This is a genomic window from Terribacillus saccharophilus, from assembly GCF_046592595.1.
GTDB lineage: Bacteria > Bacillota > Bacilli > Bacillales > Amphibacillaceae > Terribacillus > Terribacillus saccharophilus_C.
Genome location: NZ_JAWVPF010000004.1, coordinates 57,923 through 74,050 on the forward strand (window position 1 = coordinate 57,923; position 16,128 = coordinate 74,050).

At 43.7% G+C, this 16,128-nt stretch carries 18 protein-coding genes and 1 riboswitch; of the genes, 3 read left to right on the forward strand and 15 right to left on the reverse strand.

Annotated elements, in window-relative coordinates:
* Nucleotides 1-17: 17 nt before the first annotated feature.
* The 3 genes from SFC25_RS07440 to SFC25_RS07450 all read right to left on the reverse strand — a co-directional run bounded on the left by SFC25_RS07440 (nt 18) and on the right by SFC25_RS07450 (nt 2,878).
* A complete protein-coding gene (locus SFC25_RS07440) occupies nt 18-1,382 on the reverse strand; it encodes an LLM class flavin-dependent oxidoreductase (RefSeq protein WP_411214660.1) in 1,365 nt (454 codons plus the stop codon).
* Nucleotides 1,383-1,461: 79 nt separating this feature from the next.
* A riboswitch (SAM riboswitch) is annotated at nt 1,462-1,563 on the reverse strand.
* Between the two features lie 12 nt (nt 1,564-1,575).
* Nucleotides 1,576-1,947, reverse strand: a complete 372-nt coding sequence (locus SFC25_RS07445; protein WP_411214661.1) for a DnaJ family domain-containing protein — start codon at nt 1,945-1,947, stop codon at nt 1,576-1,578.
* Nucleotides 1,948-2,020: 73 nt separating this feature from the next.
* Nucleotides 2,021-2,878, reverse strand: coding sequence for a CAP domain-containing protein (locus tag SFC25_RS07450; protein WP_411214662.1), 858 nt, complete (start codon nt 2,876-2,878; stop codon nt 2,021-2,023).
* Between the two features lie 500 nt (nt 2,879-3,378).
* Between SFC25_RS07450 and mreBH the strand changes: the two genes are divergently transcribed.
* The gene (gene mreBH / locus SFC25_RS07455; protein WP_411214663.1) at nt 3,379-4,386 is read left to right on the forward strand and encodes a rod-share determining protein MreBH; all 1,008 of its coding nucleotides are present in this window, start codon (nt 3,379-3,381) and stop codon (nt 4,384-4,386) included.
* A 102-nt stretch (nt 4,387-4,488) separates the two neighbouring features.
* On the opposite strand, the gene SFC25_RS07460 is transcribed toward mreBH, so the two are convergent.
* The 3 genes from SFC25_RS07460 to SFC25_RS07470 are packed head-to-tail and all read right to left on the reverse strand — an operon-like array spanning nt 4,489 to nt 5,706.
* Entirely contained in the window at nt 4,489-4,842 is a 354-nt protein-coding gene (locus SFC25_RS07460) for a VOC family protein (protein WP_411214664.1), read from the reverse strand.
* Between the two features lie 11 nt (nt 4,843-4,853).
* A complete protein-coding gene (locus SFC25_RS07465; RefSeq protein WP_411214665.1) occupies nt 4,854-5,486 on the reverse strand; it encodes a uracil-DNA glycosylase in 633 nt (210 codons plus the stop codon).
* A 1-nt stretch (nt 5,487) separates the two neighbouring features.
* Nucleotides 5,488-5,706, reverse strand: coding sequence for a YdbC family protein (locus SFC25_RS07470; protein WP_411214666.1), 219 nt, complete (start codon nt 5,704-5,706; stop codon nt 5,488-5,490).
* Between the two features lie 88 nt (nt 5,707-5,794).
* On the opposite strand from SFC25_RS07470, the gene SFC25_RS07475 reads away from it, so the two are divergent.
* Nucleotides 5,795-6,031: a DUF2164 family protein gene (locus tag SFC25_RS07475; RefSeq protein ID WP_411214667.1), complete on the forward strand. Its 237-nt coding sequence runs from the start codon at nt 5,795-5,797 to the stop codon at nt 6,029-6,031.
* A 13-nt stretch (nt 6,032-6,044) separates the two neighbouring features.
* Here SFC25_RS07475 and chbG read toward each other — a convergent pair whose 3' ends face one another.
* From chbG to SFC25_RS07495, 4 genes are all read right to left on the reverse strand, one after another.
* Nucleotides 6,045-6,773 (reverse strand): chitin disaccharide deacetylase, encoded by a 729-nt coding sequence (gene chbG, locus SFC25_RS07480; protein ID WP_411214668.1) that lies wholly within the window; start codon nt 6,771-6,773, stop codon nt 6,045-6,047.
* Between the two features lie 67 nt (nt 6,774-6,840).
* A complete protein-coding gene (locus SFC25_RS07485) occupies nt 6,841-7,452 on the reverse strand; it encodes a TetR/AcrR family transcriptional regulator (protein WP_411214977.1) in 612 nt (203 codons plus the stop codon).
* Nucleotides 7,418-8,671: an MFS transporter gene (locus SFC25_RS07490; protein ID WP_411214669.1), complete on the reverse strand. Its 1,254-nt coding sequence runs from the start codon at nt 8,669-8,671 to the stop codon at nt 7,418-7,420. The genes SFC25_RS07485 and SFC25_RS07490 overlap by 35 nt, the downstream gene beginning before the upstream one ends.
* Nucleotides 8,672-8,776: 105 nt before the next feature.
* Nucleotides 8,777-9,127, reverse strand: a complete 351-nt coding sequence (locus SFC25_RS07495) for an IDEAL domain-containing protein (RefSeq protein WP_411214670.1) — start codon at nt 9,125-9,127, stop codon at nt 8,777-8,779.
* A 280-nt stretch (nt 9,128-9,407) separates the two neighbouring features.
* Between SFC25_RS07495 and corA the strand changes: the two genes are divergently transcribed.
* The gene (gene corA / locus SFC25_RS07500; RefSeq protein WP_411214671.1) at nt 9,408-10,364 is read left to right on the forward strand and encodes a magnesium/cobalt transporter CorA; all 957 of its coding nucleotides are present in this window, start codon (nt 9,408-9,410) and stop codon (nt 10,362-10,364) included.
* A gap of 32 nt (nt 10,365-10,396) precedes the next feature.
* On the opposite strand, the gene SFC25_RS07505 is transcribed toward corA, so the two are convergent.
* The 5 genes from SFC25_RS07505 to SFC25_RS07525 form a co-directional block, all read right to left on the reverse strand.
* Nucleotides 10,397-10,708 (reverse strand): carboxymuconolactone decarboxylase family protein, encoded by a 312-nt coding sequence (locus tag SFC25_RS07505; RefSeq protein WP_411214672.1) that lies wholly within the window; start codon nt 10,706-10,708, stop codon nt 10,397-10,399.
* Between the two features lie 137 nt (nt 10,709-10,845).
* Nucleotides 10,846-11,382 carry a Rossmann-fold NAD(P)-binding domain-containing protein gene (locus SFC25_RS07510; RefSeq protein WP_411214673.1) on the reverse strand — a complete coding sequence of 179 codons (537 nt, stop codon included), beginning with the start codon at nt 11,380-11,382 and terminating at the stop codon, nt 10,846-10,848.
* Nucleotides 11,383-11,431: 49 nt separating this feature from the next.
* On the reverse strand, nt 11,432-13,087 hold the full coding sequence (locus SFC25_RS07515; protein ID WP_411214674.1) for an SLC13 family permease: 1,656 nt from the start codon (nt 13,085-13,087) through the stop codon (nt 11,432-11,434).
* A 143-nt stretch (nt 13,088-13,230) separates the two neighbouring features.
* Nucleotides 13,231-14,484: a metal-dependent hydrolase family protein gene (locus tag SFC25_RS07520; RefSeq protein ID WP_411214675.1), complete on the reverse strand. Its 1,254-nt coding sequence runs from the start codon at nt 14,482-14,484 to the stop codon at nt 13,231-13,233.
* 282 nt (nt 14,485-14,766) lie between these two features.
* Nucleotides 14,767-15,948 carry a M20 metallopeptidase family protein gene (locus SFC25_RS07525; protein WP_411214676.1) on the reverse strand — a complete coding sequence of 394 codons (1,182 nt, stop codon included), beginning with the start codon at nt 15,946-15,948 and terminating at the stop codon, nt 14,767-14,769.
* Between the last annotated feature and the right edge of the window lie 180 nt (nt 15,949-16,128).

Consider the following 16,128-nt stretch of genomic DNA (forward strand, 5'->3'; position numbering starts at 1 on the left):
AAAAGAGGAGCTGGTGCTCAGCTCCTCTTTCCTTGTTTTGCTGGATGTGCCGCTGCGAGATGCGGGTGTCCGTACAATTTCTCCCTGAATGTTCCTTCTGCATAATCCTTTTTGTATAGACCCCGCTCCTGCAAGATAGGTACGACCAATTCGACAAAGTCCTGCAGGTCTTTCGGTGTAATGTAATGTGTCAGGTTGAATCCATCCACTCCGCTTCGCACAAAATAATCCTCGATTTTATCCGCAACCTGCTCAGGACTGCCTATGATGATATCCATTTCCGCCGGTTGACTGAATTTCTCCTGTATTTCTTTGACTGTGAATGGCTTCGCAGCATCCTTTGTCAGATAAGCAGCTCGCGATTGTCCTTGTTCCGTATGCTTGTACGTAAACAGTTCTTCTTCATTTTCATAGGAAGCCAAATCATAGCCAGTCGAGCCGCCATACTGAGCTTTGGCAGCATCAGCACTCCAGTAATGTTTGATTTCATCATATTTTGCACGAGCTTTCTCTTCCGTTTCAGCCACGACAACATGGAGGAAAGTGAACGCCTTGATTTCATCACGGCTTCTGCCATACGCCTCCGTCCTCGCTTTAATATCCTCGATGTAATAGTTAATTTTTTCTGGTGTCGGTCCGCCGACAAAAACACATTCAGCATGTTTTGCTGCAAAATCCCTGCCTTTTTCCGAAGTACCCGCTTGGTATAGCACCGGTGTACGCTGTGGGGACGGCTCACTCACATGCGGCCCTTCCACTGAGAAATATGATCCTTTGTGCTTTATGCGGTGAACCTTCTCCGGATCCACCAAAACTCCCGTTTCCGTATTCGCGACTAAAGCATCTTCTTCCCAGCTATCTTCCAGCAGTTTATAAGAAACCTCAAGGAATTCATCAGCTATTTGATAACGCTCATCATGCTTGACCATCTTTTCCAGTCCAAAATTCTGAGCTGCATTTGGTAAATATGAAGTAACGATATTCCAAGCAACGCGCCCATTCGTCAGATGATCCAGCGTCGAAAACTTACGTGCATTATGAAATGGCTGTTCATAAGAAGTACTGACTGTGACAGCAAAGGACAAATGCTTCGTCACAGCCGCCATGGCTGGAATAGCAAAGGCTGGATCATTAAGCGGTACTTGTACTCCGTCACGCAAAGCCGCTTTCTCGTCACCGCCATATACGTCATAAACACCAAGTACATCCGCAAAGAACACTGCATCGAATTTCCCCTTTTCCAATAGTTGTGCAAGCTCAATCCAATAGTCCAGCGACCTATACTCCCGATGTCTCCTGTTCTCCGGATGCTTCCATAATCCATGGGCGTTATGATTTGCGGCTGTCATATCGAATGCTTGCAGGATAATTTGTTTCGTCATTGTTCTCCACTCCTCTAAATATGTAAAAAAGCCTCTTCCGTATTTACAGAAGAGGCTCCTTATCCAAGGTAAAATGCTCCTCTTATCTGTCAGACTTGTCGTCTGCTGGAATTGGCACAGTACATTACTGCCTGCTGCCGAGGCTTCAAAGGGCCAGTCCCTCCACCTCTCTTGATAAGAAAATACTATTATTTTATGTTAGTTTGTTCTCAATCCGTTCCCGGTATTGGTTAAGTGTACCTGGCGAATTTCTTTTCAGCTTCTGAAGCAAAGCTTCGTATTGAATCTCTTTTTCGCTGATTCGCTTCCTGAAAACTGCCCGCTCTGAATCGTCCGTGCAAACACGCATCAAATCACGCAGTGCTACTATCTCTTTCTGCAGCTCCATTTCTGGAGGAATATAGCCTGCATTCTTCAGGATTTTGTAGCTCATCCGCATATCCTCTGGTACACCGGACAAATCCTCCAGTTCCAAAGGTTTTCCTGCGCCAGGAAGGTTACGGAACTCTCCATTGGCTTCCGCTTTTTTGATCCGCTCTTCAGCAAGCAACGAAATCAAATCCATATAACCCCTCCTAAAATACAAGAAAAGCAGCCGGAATTATCTTCGGCTGCTTTTCATTATACAATAATCTGAATTATTTACCAATGAATTGCTGTGTCCAGTAGTTACCGTTTTCTACATAACCCACACCGATGTTAGTGTAATCAGCGTTAAGGATATTCTCACGGTGTCCTTGGCTGTTCATCCACGCTTCAACGACTTCTTCTGGAGTCTTCTGTCCTTGGGCGATGTTTTCACCTGCTGTTTTGTAGGAGATTCCGAAAGATTTCATCATGTCGAATGGAGAACCGTAAGTTGGGCTGTTGTGATCGAAGTAACCATTGTCTGCCATATCCTGGGATTTAGCGCGTGCTACTTTGCTTAGCTCAGCATCTGCTTTCAATGGTTGAAGACCAGCTTTTTCACGCTCTTTGTTTGTCAAGTCTACTACTTGCTGTTCGAATGCGCTTAGGCCTTCAGTAGCTTGCTTATCTTCAGTCTGCTTGCTGTCAGAAGCAGTTTCTTGTTTTTGTGCTGGAGCTTGTGCCTTTTGTTCAGTTGCTTGCTCATCAGCTTTTTCTTCTTTTTGCGGAGCAGCTTTTTGCTCTTCTTTATTAGAAGCAGGGGCTTTCGCTTCCTCTTTCTGAGGTGCAGCTTGAGCTGGAGTTTGTGCTTGTGCTTGTTCTTGTTGAACTGGCTGTTGCGTATTGTAATTCGCTAGCAAGTTATCAACGTTAATGTGAACGTTATAAGCTGATAGATATTGATTAACCCATTTATTCAAATCTTCGATAGAAGAGAAAGATCCGCTTTTCACTACTTGTGCGACGTGCACTTGAACTTCTTTTTTAGTTGGTTGTGCTGGTGCAGCATTTGCATTTGCTGTTCCTGCCAATGCGCCTCCCGCTAGGATAGCTGTAGATAGTGTTGTTACTAATACTTTCTTGAACATGATGTTGCCCCTTTCGAGATGTATGTTTTCTTGTTGCAGCAACATCATAGCATGGGTTTTTGTGTAATATTGCAGCCTAGAATTTCCAGTAGGCATACAATCGTAATCAGCTTCGTGAAAAGTCAGTTTTTATGCGGAATCTTACCCATTTTGTTGACTATGAAACTAGCAATAAACAGCCGCCTTTCTAGTTATTGGATGTAATTTAGGATTGACACCCTTTTTCACTCCTAGATTTTGTAACAATACCTCAGTTTTTGTAATCAATCTGTAAATTGACTTACGCTTACTTCTTTCATATAATCCTTTTCTCCTAAACTTATTAGTTTAATCTGCCAAATTAGGATAAAGGTATCTCTTTAACACCTCTATACCAGGTGATAGAATAAATTATGTCGAAATTTAGCGGCTTTTTAGCTCTTTGACTTATCTACCCCCACAAAGCTTCTTTCGGGGGAGAATGAATATAGTAGAAATATGTCATTATTGGAGGAAATATAATGTTTGCTAATCCCGAAATCGGAATAGACCTTGGCACTGCAAATATACTTGTGTATACAAAACAAAAGGGTATCGTATTGAACGAGCCTTCTGTAGTAGCGATTGATATGGAAACAAAAAACGTTGTTGCTGTTGGAGCAGAAGCGAAAGAAATGGTCGGTAAAACTCCTCAGAATATCGTACCGATTCGTCCATTGAAAGATGGCGTAATCGCCGATTATGATGTTACAGCGCAATTATTGAAAGAAATCCTGAAAAAAGTAAGCAAAGTGATGGGCTCATCCCTTCGCAAACCAACTATCGTAGTCTGCACCCCTTCTGGCAGTACTTCCGTTGAAAGACGCGCTATACATAATGCGGTTAAATCGTATGGTGCAAAACAAGTCCACTTGATTGAAGAACCAATCGCAGCAGCGATTGGCGCTGACCTGCCAGTTGATGAACCAGTTGCGAATGTGATTGTCGATATCGGCGGCGGTACAAGTGAAGTTGGCATCATCTCATTCGGCGGCGTTGTTTCTTGCCGTTCAGTACGAATCGGCGGAGATTCCATGGATGAAGAAATCATTCAATATATCCGCAAGCAGTACAATATCCTTATCGGAGAAAGAACTGCGGAACAAATCAAAATGGAAATCGGCTATGCTTTGATCGACCATGATGAATTGATGATGGATGTCCGCGGCCGTGATATGGTAACAGGTTTGCCGAAGACTGTAGGAATTTCTTCTAAAGAAGTACAAGTAGCTCTTAGGGAATCATTGGAGCAGATTCTGGAAACCATTCGTATGACATTGGAAGACTGTCCTCCTGAATTAAGCGGAGATATCGTTGACCATGGTGTCATCTTGACTGGCGGAGGTTCATTGCTGAAAGGCATGCAGCAATGGCTCGCTTCTGAAATCAGTGTCCCTGTTCATTTGGCCCCGAATCCATTGGAATCCGTTGCAATCGGTACAGGCCGTGCCCTGCAGATGATCACAAAACTGCAAAAAGCAGCGAAATAAAAAAAACAGGCGTATCAGTCAGCTGATACGCCTGTTTTTTTATAAAAAAGCCGAAAGGACCGCTTAGAAACGAGAGAATAATTGAGAGCCTCCGCTTCTGGTCTAGGATTTAGGCTGCACCAGTCCAATTCCAATTCCGACTGGATCAACCAGATAAGCTAGATAGAAAGAATCAAAGTCCATTTTTTCACGGACGACTGCTGCGCCTTCTGCTTTGGCTGCTTGAATGGCTTTATCCAAATCTTCCACCTCAATTTGAATTCTTGTCCCGTGCGGGAAATCATGCGGCCCCTTACTGATTCCTCCATCAATTGCTCCCGCTGTCTCCACCTCATGATAACCCCAATTCGGCGTCCCAATCTTCCAGCCAAATACATTAGCATAAAAGCTTGCCGCCTTGTCTGGATCTTGACTGTTTAATTCAAACCCGATTACTTTACCATTGACCTTGTCCATTACACCTCTCCTTATCTGTTCAGAAGTTCACGAATTTTATAGGCATGTTCTTCGATTACCGGCCTCAGTCCCGGATTGTAAAAGACAGATGCAGGATGATAAGTAGGGAAGATACGATATATCTTCTCAGAAAGTATGAAAGAATCCTCCTTCATGCTTTTTAAATGCTGAATCGGCTGTTCTATCATTTTCCCCGCAACCTCTGTGATTTTCTCCTTCGAACCGGTTATCCGTTCCCAGCCTATTCTCCCCAGAGTCACGAGAACTTCAGGTTCCGCCTGGGCAATCTCATAATCGAGCACAGGCGCATGCGCAAGGACTTCAGCCTTAGTCGGTGTTCGATTATACTTCTTCGTGACAGTTTCACCGCGTATTTGTTTTGTCTTATATTGATAAGGTCTGCTTCTGACTGCACTTGAAATAAAAACCTCAGTTCTATCCACGGCAGCTCGCTCCAGAAACAGATCCAGCTCCTTGCCTGCCCGTCCGCTGAATGGCATCAAGCTATGTATCTCCGTCTCTCCTGGCGCTTCCCCTATAAAGAAAAGAACCGGATGCTTCGGTCCTCTACCGGGAAGGAAACCCTCACATGGATAAGGAGCCATCCTTTCTTTGGCTAGCTGAACCAGCTTCTCCGGCAGCATGTCAATCCTGCTCCTGCAGCACACGGAGTAAGGCACCAACTTCTTCAGCTGACAATGTGATACCCTTTCCCATCTTCTCATGATCCGGCGCCCAGTCCCGGATATCATACTTCGGATCCCGACCGTTCCAGCTGATCAGATTCAGTTCCTTTTGCCATCCCTTCGGTGATACGGACAGCACTCCAAGTTCTTTCACGATCTCATAAGATAACTCTGCCACATTAATCCCACCTTTTTTCCTTTTCTAAAGTCTAGCAGAACTTTCTGCTATAATGAAACGAAAATGAACTTGCGGAGGGAAAAAACACATGTCCAACCCAATTAAGTTGAATGACACACAGCGAACTGAAATGATAAGTGCCCTGAAAACTTACTTTGACCAAGAAAAAGACGAGCAGCTAGGTGACCTGGCCGCAGGTCTGCTGCTCGACTTTATCATCGAAGAATTAGGTCCTATCTTTTATAATGCAGGTATTGAAGCATCCTATCAATTTATGAATGAAAAGATTGAGGATCTATTTGGAATTCAGGTGCGGGAGCGTTGAGTACTCTCTCAGCTTAAGCTATATATGCGAAAGTTCCCAATTCCACTGATTTGCTTTGTTTGATCCAATCAACCACTTTACTGGATGTGAGTAATTCTACTTCATCCAGTCGCGGATAGTTATAGGAGGAACCTGTATAGATAGCTTTATCCAAATAACCTGGATGTGACATTACTTCTAGTGTATCTGCATCACCGAAAATCTCTAATAAGGAATTTTCATTAGCCAGAGCTTTTTCAAGTGACACCTCAAATTTTTCGGTTGAGGCGTACCCCACTGGCAGCTTCATATTATGACGGACAGGCAAATCATACTTATTGGCAAGTTCCAGGAATACTTCATCGATTTCTTTATAGGTATTGATATGATGATGACTATCCAAATGTGTCGGTGTAAGTCCGAACGAAAGAAACCGTTCAATCTGCGCTTGCCACTCTGCTTCCACTTCTTCCCGGTCAATCGTATAGGAGCCTTGGTAGAATGCAAGATTACGAAAAGAACCATTACTATCGACTATTGTTTTATGAGTCGGTAACAGTGGTTCTCCGCATGTCAGCACTAAATGGATACCGACGCCCAGATTCTGATTCTCCTTAGCTAGCAGAACAGCATGTTCAGCACCAGGCATATTGACCATCATTGTAGCTGAGGTTAATATCCCATTTTGATAACAATCAAGAATGCCGTAGTTTACAGCACGGGAATACCCGAAATCATCCGCATTTATAATTAGCTTCTTCATGAATCCCTCTCCTTTTGAGCAGAATGCAGGTCATACACTACTTCTCTATAAGAGAATGGATTACCTCCTATGACTTGACAGCAGGCAGCAATATCCCACTCAGCATCTCTTTGAATAGTTCCTCTTGCTCCTTCATCTTTTCCCACGGAACTGCTCCGACCATAGCTTGTAAATACATCCCGTCCTGATGAAGAAAGTAAATATTCCCGATCGCTTCACTGTTTAAATCCTGTTTGAATTCCTTCTTACGGATTCCTTGTTCAATAAGTCCCTTAAAATACGCTGTAGCCCAGAGGACTCGATCTTTGAAGAAATTCATTTTTTCTTCATCCCGCCAGTGCATCAGCAAGTACTCATACACAACTGTACCGAAGGAGCTGGAAGCCGTATGGAGCTGTTCGCTAGATTGATCAATATAAGCAGTCAGAACCTGCCAAACAGAGGTATTTGTTGAAAGCATATGTTCCATATAACTCTCAAACCCTTTATCCTTCTCAGCCAATATAGCCTGAAACATCGTTTCCGTATTCGGGTAGTACGTGTAAACTGCCCCTCTGCTCCAGCCGGATGCCTGGACAATATCAGTCATTGTTGTATGCTGATATCCCTTTCGGATGAATACCTTTTCAGCCGTTTCCAGCACTTCAAGCCTTTTCTTCTCTTTGTATGCATCTGTCACTTTCGGCAAGTGCATCTCCTCCTTCTATCTTCCTGAAACTGAACCAAGCAGACATACCAAGCATCAGCAGCAAACTGCCTGTCAGTATAAATCCAAGAATAGGACCAAGAATCGTCATGATAATACCTCCTGCTGCCATACCGAGAACTGCACCTGCTCCCATAAAGCTGTTGATTGCACCGTAAACTTTTCCTGTGTCCGTGACCTGTGTCTGCAGTTGAACAGCTGTATGAAATGGCATGCTAATTGTACTAAACCCGAAGCCGATGGCAAAAAACAACAGTGGTACAAGAAACGCATAAATCGTCTCTGGTAAATAACTTGCTCCTCCAAGCAGCAGGACAACCATACCTATCCCAAGTGTACCGGATATAAGCGCAGGAGCAAGCGCAAGCCGCAATTTCTTTGAGCCAAACAGATAGGCCGCAAGGAACATCCCTGCACCGCTGGCAGCGATAGAATAACCAAAAACGGCAGATGGCTGCTCAAGCAGCATACGCAGTAGCACCATCACCTGACTGTCGGCAAATTGCAAAACTAGCATAGCAGCACTAATGAGCAGAAGAGCAGCATACAGGTGATGGGACTGACGTATAATTCTGATGCCATCTTTCATTTCCTCTATTAGGTCCAATTTTATCCTCTCAGGATGAAATCTCGTTATCCTGATAGTACTTAATAATACCGCAGCAACCAAAAACGTAACGATATCTATCAACAAGATATGCTTGACTTCCATGATAACCAATAGAGAACCTCCAAGAACAGGACCTGCTATCTTACTGATTGTACCGAGCACTTCACTTACAGCGATAGCAATCGGCATCTGATTATCCGGTACAAGCTGCTTTACCAAGCCATTCTCAGCTGGAGCAAAAATAGCAGCAAGGCAGCCAATGGTAAAGAATATGAAATAAATCTGCCAGATAGAGGATACCGTGAACAATAAACCAACTGCAGCAGCCCGAAGCAAACCAGTCACGATCATCACAAACTTCCTGTTCCAGCGATCCGCTATGACTCCCGCTAGAGGGCCAAAAACGATTCCTGGAATTGCTTGACTAAGCACCAAACCTGATAGCTGGATAGGTGTTGCTTGAAACGTTAAGGAAACTAAAGTAAACATGGCCAGCACATGAAGCCAATCACCTAAACCTGAAACAAATTGTGCTGCCTGAACCGTGATATACCGTTTATTATTCCATAATGACTTTTCCATTTCTCTTCCTCCTTATAATAACGACACCTTTGTCATTATTATAAACGACATCAGTGTCATTTAAAAGAAGAAAATAAAAAACCGAGCAGTATCTGCTCGGTTCAATTAATTCGGGATATATTGTGTAGTAGACTCAGATTCCATTTCGTCCAGTATCTTCAATTCTTCTGTCAGCTGCAGGAACCAATCCTTATCGCCAGAAATAAGAGATAAATCAATAAGGTTCAAAAGATGCGCCCGGCTCGGCTCAACCGCCGGCGGAAAATACTTGATCTTGCTTTGGAATGTTTCGATCGTTTTGCCGATCGTATTTTTATGATCACTTTCTGTTACGTATACTTTCACCGTATTCAGTTTTGCATTGACTGCTTCCACGAAGCCGGTAAATAATTCATCATTTATCGAATGTCCTGTTACCCAGTCACCAACAGTTACAAAGCTTTGATTATCAGACATATCGTTGTCCTCCTTCAGCTTAACCGGCTGGTTAAGCAATGGTGATTGTTGTAGGTTGTTGAATACTATAAAAGATTCATACCAAAAGCGCAATACTTTTGCATATAATTTTTTAAAATATTCAGACAAATGACCTTTCAGCATCTTAACATTAGTTACTATGCTTGGCTGTATATTCATTTTATACCCCATAGCCCTTTTCTTTAATCCAACTGCTTGTCGTTTTCTCTCTGCCTCACAATACGTTATAATGTGGCTATATATTGCAGGAGGTTGTACCATGATACGCAGCATAGCGATAACACGTGACAAAAAAATAAAAAAAGATCTGCCGTATCAGGAACTTAACAGTCCTGAAATTATCTGGTATTGGGTCGATTTCAGCGTACCGACAGAGGCTGAATCCGATAAACTCGCAGAGATATTCCACTTCCACCCATTGGCGATTGAGGACTGTTTTCATTTCCTTCAGCGGCCAAAGCTCGATGAATACGACGGGTACCATTTCCTCGTTCTTCATGAACTGAATCATGAGTCGTTCGTGTCAGATGAATTGGATATCTTTCTTTCTGAACGATACGTAGTCACTTTTCATCTTGAAGAATCAATGGCAGCAGATCATGTGTGGGAACGCGTGATGCAGGAAGATGCATCCGAGCATTCCCCGTCGAAAATTGTCTATCATCTGATTGATAAGTTAGTCGACGATTATTTCCCTCCGTTGTATAAAATGGAGGATCGCCTTAATGAAATCGAGGATGAGGAAAGCCACAAATCACCGCAAACCGTAATAAATGAGGTATTTGATATCCGCAGTGATTTGCTAAGGGCCAGACGTACAATTGCACCAATGCGGGATTTGATTTACCGGCTGCTCAGCATCCAGAAATTCGACTTTGTCCAAACTCAAAAGGCCTACTTTAATGATATTTATGACCATTTGCTGAAGCTTACAGAAATTGTTGATTCCAACAGGGAGCTCACATCGGATATGCGGGACAGCTACGAGTCCATCAATAGCAATCGAATGAATGCTATCATGATGACCCTGACCATTGTCTCGACTATCTTTATTCCATTAACCTTCATCGCCGGTGTATATGGGATGAACTTCTCCTATATGCCTGAGCTGCAATGGAAATATGGTTATCCGGTGGCAATGCTGCTGATGGCTATCATTGCTGTAGTAATGCTTTGGCGCTTCAAACGTAAAGGCTGGTTCAATATTTTTAAATGACAAAAAGCGTGCAGATTTATCTGCACGCTTTTTCATTGGTCGTCCACTACCTCTTTTAATAATGACATAGCTTTCAGCGAAGGCGGGAACCCATTCAACAATGCACAATGTTGGATTGCCTCCATCATTTCTTGGACAGAAATGCCGGACAGAAGAGCAGCTTCGAATTGCTGCCGAAGTGCACGCTCGTCTCCGTTTGTTACGAAAACAGCTATGCTGAGCAATGCCAGGAATCTACCATTAAGTCCGGTATATCCAATCTCTCCACCCTCAACAGCAAGGTTCTCTTCTTCCTTCATCAGCTTAGCCACCAACGCCCAACCTTGATCTTTTGCTTCCTTCATCGGGAACCCTCCGCTTAATCCTTGGGCAAAACTAGATCTATTTTCCTAGTCGCACATTTCTATTATCGGTAGAATCCACAAGTTATGAACAATTCAGAGGAAAAAAATTCACATTTTTAACAAAGAAAGCATAAAGATTATGGCCTGGCGCTCCATGGTTCTACTGTCCCGACTATATAAGTATGCTGCCGCAGTCTGACTGCTTCTATGACACCATCTGCTATTTCTTTATTTGTAAGCCACCTGGAAGTGCTTCCTGAGAGCTGGAAACCTAGAATGATTTCATGATAGTCGATCATATCAGAATAGTGCGGTGTGAAATTCTGCTGCGGATCATTCGCACTGCTTCCTTTAATATGAAAAAACTTTACCTGCTTAGACAAATCTCCATAAAGGCTGCACAGTGCCTGTATGGCATTATTTCCGCTGCGATGAATCCAGCTGACAATAACGTCCGGCACAGGAAGATCTTTAAGCTGTATTTGAAAGCTTTCAAGCTCATGATAATCTGCCTGGATCGTTCGGAGCCGTTCTGGATTGACCGCATCTTTTGATAAACGCTGAAGTTTTTCTGCTGATCGAGCAACTACTATCACCTCATGCCCTTCCGAATTCCAGGAGAGAACAGCTCCTTGCAGCATGCCAGTTCCTCCAATCACTAGATAACGTGTCATGGTAATCTCCTTTAGCCAGGAATCTATAAATGCAAGTCTTCTGAAACAATCATTTCCAGGATTCTGGATACATATTTAAATCAAGTCCCCATAACGGGCCCACAAGAGCAAATACTCCGAGTATAAGCAGGATTAGTGTAAATATATTTAGCGCAAATCCAGTTTTAACCATCTCAGCTATTGTTATTTTACCAGTTGCAAAGATAATAGCATTCGGCGGCGTTCCAACCGGCAGCATGAAAGCACAGTTAGCAGCCATTGCAGCAGGTACCATGATAGCATATGGATGAACGTTCAATGCCAAAGCCAAAGATGCCATTACAGGCAGGATCATTGTGGCCGTTGCTGTATTGGATGTAATCTCGGTCAAGAACAATACCAATGTCGTCGATATAATGATGATCACAAAAATATTCAACCCTTCCAAGACTGTAAGCTGATCGCCGATCCATTGGGAAAGCCCTGAGCTGGTGAAGCCAGCTGCGATTGCCAGTCCCCCACCAAACAACAGCAGAACTCCCCATGGCAAATCTTTCGAAACATCCCACTCAAGAATTCTTTGACCCTTTTTATTCATACTTGGGATCAAGAACAAAATTACACCCGCCAAGACTGCGATAGTTGTATCACTTATACCTGGGATGGCGAGTATCTCCAATACAGCATCCTCCTGCCACAGAAACGTTCGGCTAACCCACATGAATGCAGCAAATGTGAAGACGGCAAGTACGGCTTTTTCTTCGAAAGACATCTTACCTAAATCCTCTTTTTGTTTCAGGATCAGTTCTCTACCACCCGGCAATTCCTTCATCTTGATTCGGAAAACGAACTTCGTCAAATAAAACCAAGCAGAAAATAAAAGCACGATAACAATCGGCACAGCAATCAGCATCCAGCCGCCAAAGGAGATTTCTACGCCGAACAAACTGCTTGCCATCGCTGCTAAGATAATATTAGGAGGAGTCCCGATCAACGTACCAAGTCCGCCTATCGTGCCTGCATAACCAATTGCAAATACAAGGGATTTCTCGAATTTCCTATTGTCATCCACAATATCCTGCTTGCTGGCTTTGGCAGCTTGACTAGCTTGATAGATGATAGCTGTACCAATTGGAAGCATCATCATAACTGCCGCCGTATTGGATACCCACATCGAAAGAAAACCTGTTGCGATCATGAACCCAAGCACGATTCGTGAAGTACTGGTTCCGACAACACTGATGATATTCAATGCAATCCGTTTATGCAGATTCCATTTCTCCATTGCCATGGCAATCAGGAATCCACCAAGAAAAAGGAATACAATCGGATCTCCATAACTGGAAGCAGCAGTGTCTCCATCTAAACCTTGTGTGATTGGCAAAAGGATAAGCGGCAGCAAAGAAGTAGCTGGTATTGGTATTGCTTCGGTAATCCACCATGTCGCTACCCATAATGTAGTCGCTAACACCATCCGCCCTTCATAGCTTAATCCGTCGGGGTAATAAAACAAAATTACAGAGAGAAACAATAGAGGGCCTAAAAATAATCCAATTAACTGAGGGCGTTTGTACGGTCGAGGTGCTTCACTAGAAGTGCCTGGTGTGTCAGAGGGCTGCTTTGACGCTGTATTCCCTGAGGTTGGTACGGCAAACAGCAGCAGTCGCTTGGTTCTGTCATGTGCATTCCATAATCCATTCCATACCGACAGCATATTAGATTTCATCCAATCGCCTCCTTTTAATTTAAGCGCTTACATAATGTGGTAAGCTAATAAAGGAAATTACATGTTAAGCCTATTAAACTTCAGGTTGTTCTGTCAAATATTTGTACAAAAAAACAGCGGGCTTTCCGCCCGCTGCCTGTCGTTTAACTTGGTATTCCTGACTCCACGGAAAGCTGTTTCTTCAGCTCCCCGCCCTGGATTACGGTCTTTATATTATTCGTAGCGGCCAGAGAAGCAATATTTTCCAAAGGATTTTCTTGGACGATAATCAAGTCTGCCAATTTTCCTTCAGCTATTGTCCCGACTTTCTCTTCCCAGCCTAAGCATTCTGCTGCTACTTTCGTTGATGCAAGTATTGCTTCCATAGGACTCATGCCGATGTCACACATCAGTGCCAGCTCACGCAGATTCGTTCCATGGGCCATAACACCAGCATCGGTTCCCATTGCAATTTTGACACCTGCTTCATATGCTCTTGCCACGCTGCGCTGATGGATTTCCATTACTTCCTTCGCCTTGTCCACTGCATAAGCTGGCATGCTTTCGTTCGCTTCACTTGCTTCTACGACACTGACAGGTGCCAGCAGCGTTGGAACGAGGTATGTACCATATTCAAGCATAAGCTCGATTGCTTCATCATCGAGGAAGATACCATGTTCAATAGAATGAATTCCAGCCCGGACAGCTTGTTTCACACCTTCTGCTCCCTGTGCGTGCGCCATTACTTTACGACCCTTTCGATAAGTCGCTTCTTCTACGATAATACGCAGCTCCTCCATGGAAAACTGCGTGAATTCCGGATGATCTGTCGGACTCATAACACCACCGGTTGCATGTACTTTAATAATATCCGCACCTGCCCGCAGCATCTCCCGAACCTTCTGACGCACTTGCTCCGGTCCATCGCAAACACCGGATGGGAATCCTGGATAAGCTTTATTAGTCAGATCCATGTCGGACACCATCCAATTGTCACCGTGCCCGCCTGTGATTGTCAGCGGATTAACGCTGATCTGCATACGCGGCCCGCTGATCAGGCCATTTTCGATGGCTTGTTTTACACCTAGATCAGCATATCCAGCATCTCTTACCGTCGTGATTCCCGCATCAAGTGTTCGCTTCATATACGTTAATGCTTCATAGAAACGCATGGAGAAAGGTGTGATAAGCGATTCTCGTACATCTTTGATTTCCATCATCATATGCACATGCGTATCGATCAAGCCAGGCAGGATATAGCCTCCTTGTGCATCGATGACTTCTTTGGCATCGATACCTATGAAATCAGAAGCGGGTCCTATTGCAGCTATACGATCTCCCTTGATAGCAATTACTGCATCCTCTATCACCTCTTTAGTTCCATCGATTACGACACCATTGCGAATAAGCTTATCCATTTTACAGCCTCCTTAGATTGTTTGTTCTATATTACTGGTTATGTTGAGTGATCTGATTTGACGAAGAGAGACAGCTATCAAACAGCACCATTTAAAAATCATTTCGTTTCCTTGATTCTGCCGACATTACTGCTTCCCTCTTAAATAATAAAGAATAACACGGTCATAAATGGGCCTTCTTTATGATATGCGCTTGAATGACACAGCATCTTTGCCCGGGAAATAATCGCAGCTACTGCCCTAAAGCAATGATGGCCACGCTGCGCACTCACGTGTTTTCGGCTATTCAAGCACCAGTTCTTCAGCAATAGCGAGGAACATATTCGCTCCATCAGCCAACGCCGCTTCGTCGATCAGGAATTTTGGATGATGATGCGGAGCTGGCGTCTGATTATCTGGAGAACAAGCCCCTACGAATACGAAGCAGCCAGGAACCTTGTTTGAAAAAGCTGAGAAATCTTCTCCTCCCATGATTGCTTCTCCTTCTGCATACGCTCCTTCACCAAGTTTGCGACGGATAGCTTCCACAGCAATAGCAGTGGCTTCTGCATCATTAACAACGGAGTCATATCCGTACGTATAGTCCAGTTCGTACTGGCAGCCATTCGCTTCAGATACCCCTTTGATGATCTGTTCGATTGCCTCTACAGCCCGTTTACGAACATCCTGACTGAAGGAACGAACAGACGCGCCAATTTTCACTTGTTCCGGAATGACATTGACAGCATCACCAGCTTGTAATGTTGTCACAGACACAACCAACTCATCCTTTGGACTTGTGATACGGGAAACAACTGTCTGCAGGCTGGTGATGATCTGTGCACTAGTCACAACCGGATCAATGGTGTTTTCAGGCTGAGAAGAGTGGCCTCCTTTTCCTTTGATTGTGACGTGGAACATGTCCGAATTGGATGTAGTTGCACCAGGCGTAATTGTCAGCTGACCTAATGGCGTAAGAGAGGATAAATGCAAACCGAACACATAATCCACACCTTCAGTCACGCCGGCTGCAACCATCTCTCTGGCACCTCCTGGCAGCATTTCTTCTGCATGCTGGAAAAAGAAGCGAATCTCCCCATGGAGCTTATCTTGCTTTGCGCTTAACGCTTTCGCGACGCCAAGCAAGATGGCGGTATGACCATCATGTCCGCAAGCATGCATGACACCATTGTTTTTAGATGCATAAGGAAGACCTGTTTCTTCCTGAATCGGTAAAGCATCCATATCAGCCCTGAAGCCAATCGTTTTACCAGGATGTGCTCCCTTCAATACTGCCAATACACTTGTTTCTGTAGGTCTTGTCACTTCCAGATGAGGGAAGGTGCTTAATGTTTCAAAAAGGAAAGCAGATGTCTTATACTCCTGAAAAGACAGCTCTGGATGCTGATGCAAATACCTTCTCCAGCTGATAATCTCTTCTATCTGTTCATTGGATAATTCTATTTCCGTTTGTTTCGTTAGCAAACGATCTCCCCCTAATAATTATAATAATTAAATATTTCAGATAATTTATATGCTACCTATCATAGCACTCTTGTGTTTCGTATTAAAGACCTAAGATGAATATCAATTCAATATTTCTAATATAAACACGCGCCAGGACCAGCTATAAAATATTTTTATATTTGGAAAAGGTAATACTAG

Excerpts from the sequence above, each read along its gene's own strand:
- SFC25_RS07465 (WP_411214665.1), bottom strand. The coding sequence starts at position 5,486 with ATGCTGCCGGAGAAGCTGGTTCAGCTAGCCAAAGAAAGGATGGCTCCT.
- SFC25_RS07505 (WP_411214672.1), bottom strand. The coding sequence starts at position 10,708 with ATGAAGGAAGCAAAAGATCAAGGTTGGGCGTTGGTGGCTAAGCTGATG.
- SFC25_RS07515 (WP_411214674.1), bottom strand. The coding sequence starts at position 13,087 with ATGAAATCTAATATGCTGTCGGTATGGAATGGATTATGGAATGCACAT.
- chbG (WP_411214668.1), bottom strand. The coding sequence starts at position 6,773 with ATGAAGAAGCTAATTATAAATGCGGATGATTTCGGGTATTCCCGTGCT.
- corA (WP_411214671.1), top strand. The coding sequence starts at position 9,408 with ATGATACGCAGCATAGCGATAACACGTGACAAAAAAATAAAAAAAGAT.
- SFC25_RS07445 (WP_411214661.1), bottom strand. The coding sequence starts at position 1,947 with ATGGATTTGATTTCGTTGCTTGCTGAAGAGCGGATCAAAAAAGCGGAA.
- SFC25_RS07495 (WP_411214670.1), bottom strand. The coding sequence starts at position 9,127 with ATGTCTGATAATCAAAGCTTTGTAACTGTTGGTGACTGGGTAACAGGA.
- SFC25_RS07520 (WP_411214675.1), bottom strand. The coding sequence starts at position 14,484 with ATGGATAAGCTTATTCGCAATGGTGTCGTAATCGATGGAACTAAAGAG.
- SFC25_RS07440 (WP_411214660.1), bottom strand. The coding sequence starts at position 1,382 with ATGACGAAACAAATTATCCTGCAAGCATTCGATATGACAGCCGCAAAT.
- SFC25_RS07490 (WP_411214669.1), bottom strand. The coding sequence starts at position 8,671 with ATGGAAAAGTCATTATGGAATAATAAACGGTATATCACGGTTCAGGCA.
- SFC25_RS07510 (WP_411214673.1), bottom strand. The coding sequence starts at position 11,382 with ATGACACGTTATCTAGTGATTGGAGGAACTGGCATGCTGCAAGGAGCT.
- SFC25_RS07460 (WP_411214664.1), bottom strand. The coding sequence starts at position 4,842 with ATGGACAAGGTCAATGGTAAAGTAATCGGGTTTGAATTAAACAGTCAA.
- SFC25_RS07450 (WP_411214662.1), bottom strand. The coding sequence starts at position 2,878 with ATGTTCAAGAAAGTATTAGTAACAACACTATCTACAGCTATCCTAGCG.
- SFC25_RS07475 (WP_411214667.1), top strand. The coding sequence starts at position 5,795 with ATGTCCAACCCAATTAAGTTGAATGACACACAGCGAACTGAAATGATA.
- mreBH (WP_411214663.1), top strand. The coding sequence starts at position 3,379 with ATGTTTGCTAATCCCGAAATCGGAATAGACCTTGGCACTGCAAATATA.